The sequence below is a fragment of the Ferdinandcohnia sp. SAFN-114 genome (genome assembly GCF_059415045.1).
Genome location: NZ_JBPFDQ010000154.1, coordinates 1 through 6,278, shown reverse-complemented (window position 1 = coordinate 6,278; position 6,278 = coordinate 1). Strand labels below are relative to the sequence as shown.

Genomic DNA, 6,278 nt, shown 5'->3' with positions numbered 1-6,278 from the left:
CCCTATTCAATATAGGAATCATCTTCAAGCTGCTTAGTCTCTTTTTTTATTGTGTCCTTGACATAGGTGCCAGTTTAGTATGAAGGCCCTTTTTAGAACATGCTTTGCAAAGCATGAATTCCTCTACCAGCGAAATTTAACACTAGGATTGCTACAATTGGGGAAATATCAATCATCCCTAGTGGTGGAATAAATCTACGGAATGGCTCTAGGTATGGTTCACAAATTCTTGTTAAAAATTGACCAATCCCAGATTCACGTGCATTTGGAAACCAAGACATCAAAATATAAATGATCAGCGCATAAGAATAAAGTACCAGCGCTTGACTTAAGATACCGAAAATAATACCCATTTTCGATTACCACCCCTTTTCAGCAAAATCTTCGTTAGAAACAATCTCAGAAATATTTCCTGACACATCTATATTGTCAGGTGTACATAAGAAAATATTTGCACCAATGCGTTGAATATCGCCACCTATGGCATAAACAGTTCCACTTAGAAAATCAACGATTCTCTTTGCTTGATCGTGTTGAACACGTTGTAAATTAACAACAACTGCTCGTCTGTTTTTCAAATGATCGGCAATTTCCTGTGCCTCTGCATATACTCGAGGTTCAAACAAAATAACCTTAGAAGACTTTTGAACACTTTGTAAGCTGACTACATTTTGTTTTGCAGCTGGTTTTACAGCCTTTGTTGGTTCTATTTCTTCTTCAAAATAATCTTCTTCATCATAATCATATTCATCTTCTAATGCAAAAAAGCTTTTAAATTTGGATTTTATACTCAATTGTAACACCTCTCTCTTATCAAATGAGCCTTGGCGTATTTGCGCCCAGATTTTAGGCACAGGTAGTGGGTCATTAAGACGTTGCCACAGGATTAGTCTTTGATCTTACTGCTCGAATAACTTCCTTTAAAAATCGCAGGTCTACGCCGAAAGCTTTAACTTTATCAGTCAGACTTTTTAGATCTAACTGAATAATATCTCACATTTTCCATTTTTATACGTTATAACTTTTGACGAATAAAGTTAAAATTCTTTACCAACCAATGAAGTACCTATTCGAATGAAGGTAGCCCCTTCTTCAATTGCAATTTCAAAATCGTTCGACATACCCATCGATAATTCAGTACATGGGGCATGATGCAAACCAAGAGCTTGTACATCATCTCTTAGTTTTCGAAGTCTATGAAAGCATGAGCGAATAACATCTTGATCATCAGTAAATGGAGCCATTGTCATTAATCCGACTACCTCGACAGAGGGATACTTTTCAAGTTCCTTTAGAAATGACTCAAGATTTTCCGGTGACATTCCGTGTTTCGACTCTTCTCCAGATACGTTGATTTGTACGAAACATTTTATTTTACTGCTAGCCCGCTTTTGAATTTCTTCTGCTAACGATAATCGATCGAGTGAATGAATATAGTCCACCTTTTCAATCATGTTTTTAACTTTTCTTGTTTGAAGAGAACCAATAAAATGCCATGTTGGTTCATTCCCAATTTCTACTCTCTTCTTAATCAAACCCTCGTCACGATTTTCTCCAATATGCGTAATTCCTGCTGCAATTGCTTCCTTAGCTGTTTCAACACTTACATATTTCGTTACAGCAATAATTGAAACAGAATCGGCTGGCCGATTTGACCGCTTGCATGCTTGTTCAATCTTTTCTTGTAAGTTGCATAGATTTTCTTTTACACTCATTTAAAAATTAATCCTCCTTAAAGCCAATAAAACTCATCATTCTTCCTGTTTTCCCGGCATCCCTTCGATGCGAAAAGAAATTCTGATTCTCACAGGACGTGCAATACGAGGAAACTTGAATATTTTCAGGAGGAATTCCTGCACTCACCATCAGCTGATAGTTCAGTTCTTTTAAATCTAACCGATATTGGTTGTCATTCACTATTTCGTATGGTTTTGAATCTATTTTGTCCATTTTTTTCACGAAATTTATAACGTAATCATCCACAATATAGCAGCATTTGCCTATTGCAGGTCCAATTATTGCCTGGATATTATCTGGTTTAACACCTTCATTACCCCAAACACGAATCATTTCTCCAGCAATATCCTGAACAGTTCCCTTCCATCCTGCATGAGCAATTCCAATGATTGGATTAGATGGTGCAAAAAAATAAAGTGGAACACAGTCTGCATAGCAGAGGGTTAACAGAATATTTTTCTCTGTCGTGTATAACCCATCTGTATCCTTAATGCTACCTTCGTATGTAAAAACACCTGAACCAAGATCTTTTTTACTGACCTTAGTGATGTTATTTTTATGTGTTTGCTCGGAGCATACCCAGTTTTCAAGTGGAAAGCGGAGAATATCTGCAAGCTGTTTTCGGTTTGAAATAACCAAGTTGTCCTCATCTTTTACGTGTAAACCAAGATTAAAGGATTTAAAATCACCTTCACTATTTCCACCATTTTTAGTCGTAAAACCAGCAACCAGTTCATCTGAAATATGGCTCCAACTGGAAAGTTTTAAAACTTGTTCTGCCTTTTGAGTAAATGGTTCAAGCTTCATAATAACATCCTTTTATTCACATTTATCAACACATCTGACCTAGATATGATGACAATATTTTGTATTCAGATAATGACTCCTTCTTCTGCCTATTTTATCACATCTTAGCAAAAGAAAGGAGAATATGTTAGGAAAAATGTCAAAATTTAGCGCGATTACTCAATTGTATTCTGAGTTCGCACTAAAATCACATCCTTACCGACTTTGATAATGTTTCTCCATGGAATCACAATCTCTTCCTCACGACCAAATATGCCTAATACTTTTCCATAGCCACCTATAATAATGGACTCTATTTTTCCAGTTGTTAAGTTAATGTCGATATCGCCAATATTACCAAGTCTTTTTCCATCAACAACACTTACAACATCCTTCGCCTGAAAATCAGAAATTTTCACCATTTCCCTCCGCCTCCTTATAGTAAACTATATGACTGGATTACTGCCTTTTATGAGACAAAATTAGACGAATTGAAAGGCTTTAATTTCACACGATAAAAAGGCGATAAAAAAGACATTCGATTTCACCGAATGTCTGATATTTCACACTATACATGCTATAACTTGTCCATTTACTGGACGAATCCATCATTAATTTTGGATGTTCTTATTCATTTGTTTAATAGCTGCTTTTTCAAGACGTGAAACTTGAGCTTGAGAGATTCCGATTTCTTCAGCAACTTCCATTTGTGTTTTCCCTTGAAAAAATCGTTTTCGAAGGATTAGTTTTTCACGATCATTTAGTCGTCTCATTCCTTCTTTTAGGGCAATCTCTTCAATCCAATTTGAATCACGGTTTCGTTCATCACTTAATTGATCCATCACAAAAATTGGATCCCCACCATCATTATAAATCGGTTCGAATAATGATACAGGGTCTTGAATCGCATCAAGTGCAAAAACAATTTCTTCATGTGGCACTTCAAGAACCTTTGAAATTTCTTCTGCTGTAGGTTCCCTTGATGTTTCACTCATCAAACGCTCTCTTACTTGCAAAGCCTTATAGGCAATGTCCCGCAATGAGCGCGACACCCTGATAGGATTGTTGTCTCGTAAATAGCGCCGAATTTCGCCGATAATCATCGGGACTGCATAGGTGGAGAACTTTACGTTTTGACCAAGATCAAAGTTGTCGATTGATTTCATCAGACCGATACATCCGACCTGAAATAAATCATCCACAAATTCTCCTCTGTTGTTGAACCGTTGAATTACACTGAGAACAAGTCGTAAATTCCCATTTACGAGCTTATCGCGGGCTGACAAATCGCCACTTTGCATTTGTCGGAATAATTGCCGCATCTCTTCATTCTTTAGTACTGGAAGTTTTGAAGTATCAACACCACAAATTTCTACTTTATTTCGAGTCAATTCTTTCCCTCCTAACAGGAGTTGCTGTACAAAGTTAAGTATCTCCGTTAGAGGGAAAAATATGCATTTCGAATTCACAACTATTTCCATACCTTGTTTATAAAAACAGTAAAATCAATAGCTATAAAGGAAAAATAATTTTTATTTACACCATTTTGTTAAATTCTTTTCGAAGTCGTTTAATGATTCGCTTTTCTAGTCTTGAAATATACGATTGCGATATCCCAAGCATATCGGCAACATCTTTTTGCGTCTTTTCTTCTCCACCAATTAATCCAAATCTTAATTCCATGATTTGTTTTTCACGATCATTTAATTGATGCAGAGCCTTCACTAATAATTTTCTGTCGACATTCGCTTCCAAATCCTTTGTAATGATGTCTTCGTCTGTTCCTAGAACATCTGATAATAATAGTTCATTACCATCCCAATCAATATTTAATGGTTCATCAAAGGAAACCTCGGACCTTATTTTATTATTTCGTCGTAAATACATTAATATCTCATTTTCAATACATCTAGATGCATAGGTTGCAAGTTTGATTTTCTTTTCAGGATTAAAGGTATTGACAGCCTTGATTAACCCAATTGTTCCAATACTAATTAAATCTTCGATATTTATTCCTGTGTTCTCAAACTTTCGTGCGATATATACTACAAGTCTTAGGTTTCTTTCAATAAGAATCGACCTTGCGGCTTGGTCGCCACTAGGCAACTTATTTAAAAGAACCTCTTCTTCATCCTTTGATAACGGTGGAGGTAAAGCCTCGCTACCACCAATATAATAAATTTCATCTGTCTTCAAACCTAATTTTATTAAAAGTTTATACCACCAATATGTAAGTTTTAATTTTAATTTAGCCACAGATAAGTTCTCCCTTCTAATTTGTAAAAAGCGTGAGTATGATATTTATTAGAATAAATTTGTTTATTTTTCCTTAGGTTCTGTTAAACAATAGTGTTGATTTCCGCTGCAGGTACTCGCTTTCCGCGGGCGGTCCGGAAGCCTCCTCGTCGCTATGCTCCTGCGGGGTCTCCCTTGGACACGCTTTTCCAGCAGGAGTCTCGTACCTTCCACTCCAATCAACAAAGTATAAAGAACAACATCGACCTTTAACACAGCCTTACTTATTATGAAGCTGTCTGAATGGAGCTTGAAACAAGCATTTTCGGATGTACGATACAATCATACTCCCCATCAGTTGATAAGGTAGTATGGTTGAATGCCACCAATCCTTTTTTTACGATATTTTCTTCATTTTGATGATAGATTGTTATTCGGTCAGGTTTAACTGCCAATAAGAATTGATGTTCTTGGCCAACCCCACGATATGGAATAAGTCTTACACGACTTTCCCATTTATGAGATTCTGTTGCAGAATCATTGGTTAAGAGCTCAATATTTTTGGATTGTTCCATCAGTGCTTTTGGAAATTGACCCTCATATTTTGTTGTGTCTAAGATCATAACTGGGCTCTTTGTAATTGGGTCGAACAATTGATTTCCACTGTCGACTAAACCTTGTAAATGCAAGATGACATCATCTATTTCAAGTTTCACAGCAACAATCTGATCATAGAAAACTTTCTTCGTTTCAATGTCTTCCATTCTATTTTTTGAAAAGTACCATAAGAGTGGAAAACCGATTAGCACAAACCCCCAACTAATTGGGTTTCCGTAGCTGGTAGACTGAGTCATGATTGTTCCATCAAAAACCTGAACATCAAATTCTAAAAAATAATGAACCCCTATCATCCCACCTCCAATCATGAAAGTAGCAAAATAAAAGGTTAATAATCCTTGTAAAAAATAGCGAAATCGTTTATATCCGAAAGCAACTCCTACAATTACGATTGAAAAGAGAAGTTTTGTAACAGGATGAGACCCAATTTCTGCAAAAGGAGAAACCACTAAGAGCACTAGCAAAGATCCAATAAATGAACCTACTAAGATTCTCCATTTTACAATCTTTCTCTTTAGGATCATTGCAGTTAAAAGTAATAATAAGGCGTCAAAGAAAAAGTTTAACAGCCAGATTACATCTAAATAAATAGACACCCCATTTCTCCTTTCACCAAAAGTTACTTCACCTTCGAAACATGTATTTGCAATTGGTAAACTAGTTAGCTTAAAAAATAGTATATAGTACATCTTATATGGAAGTCTGTCACTTCATGCCGATAATAAAAGAGAAATTTTGGAAGATTAGTTCTTATTTTGTCAGTTAAGTTAGAATGAAGAGGAATATAAAGAAATAGGTGAAAAAATAGAAAAAAGGCATTCGACAATGAACTGCACCCTGTCAAGTAGACAGTGGAAATAATAAAAATGATTTAAGCGGCTCTAGCTCTATATTCCATAGGG

8 protein-coding genes are annotated in these 6,278 nt (G+C 35.9%); all 8 read right to left on the bottom strand.

Annotated features, from left to right (window positions below; all coding sequences use genetic code 11):
* Positions 1 to 92: 92 nt before the first annotated feature.
* The 8 genes from ACR65M_RS26215 to spoIIGA all read right to left on the bottom strand — a co-directional run bounded on the left by ACR65M_RS26215 (position 93) and on the right by spoIIGA (position 5,972).
* Positions 93 to 353, bottom strand: a complete 261-nt coding sequence (locus ACR65M_RS26215; protein WP_099352351.1) for a YggT family protein — start codon at positions 351 to 353, stop codon at positions 93 to 95.
* Positions 354 to 359: 6 nt separating this feature from the next.
* The gene (locus ACR65M_RS26210) at positions 360 to 794 is read right to left on the bottom strand and encodes a cell division protein SepF (RefSeq protein ID WP_121446510.1); all 435 of its coding nucleotides are present in this window, start codon (positions 792 to 794) and stop codon (positions 360 to 362) included.
* A gap of 243 nt (positions 795 to 1,037) precedes the next feature.
* Complete coding sequence (locus ACR65M_RS26205; RefSeq protein WP_341331956.1) at positions 1,038 to 1,715, bottom strand: YggS family pyridoxal phosphate-dependent enzyme; 678 nt, start codon at positions 1,713 to 1,715, stop codon at positions 1,038 to 1,040.
* A 7-nt stretch (positions 1,716 to 1,722) separates the two neighbouring features.
* Positions 1,723 to 2,544, bottom strand: a complete 822-nt coding sequence (gene pgeF, locus ACR65M_RS26200; protein WP_341331957.1) for a peptidoglycan editing factor PgeF — start codon at positions 2,542 to 2,544, stop codon at positions 1,723 to 1,725.
* Between the two features lie 155 nt (positions 2,545 to 2,699).
* On the bottom strand, positions 2,700 to 2,945 hold the full coding sequence (locus tag ACR65M_RS26195) for a YlmC/YmxH family sporulation protein (RefSeq protein ID WP_099352348.1): 246 nt from the start codon (positions 2,943 to 2,945) through the stop codon (positions 2,700 to 2,702).
* A 189-nt stretch (positions 2,946 to 3,134) separates the two neighbouring features.
* A complete protein-coding gene (gene sigG / locus ACR65M_RS26190) occupies positions 3,135 to 4,004 on the bottom strand; it encodes an RNA polymerase sporulation sigma factor SigG (RefSeq protein ID WP_099352347.1) in 870 nt (289 codons plus the stop codon).
* 55 nt (positions 4,005 to 4,059) lie between these two features.
* Positions 4,060 to 4,779: an RNA polymerase sporulation sigma factor SigE gene (gene sigE, locus ACR65M_RS26185; protein WP_099352346.1), complete on the bottom strand. Its 720-nt coding sequence runs from the start codon at positions 4,777 to 4,779 to the stop codon at positions 4,060 to 4,062.
* Between the two features lie 266 nt (positions 4,780 to 5,045).
* The gene (gene spoIIGA / locus ACR65M_RS26180) at positions 5,046 to 5,972 is read right to left on the bottom strand and encodes a sigma-E processing peptidase SpoIIGA (protein ID WP_341331958.1); all 927 of its coding nucleotides are present in this window, start codon (positions 5,970 to 5,972) and stop codon (positions 5,046 to 5,048) included.
* Between the last annotated feature and the right edge of the window lie 306 nt (positions 5,973 to 6,278).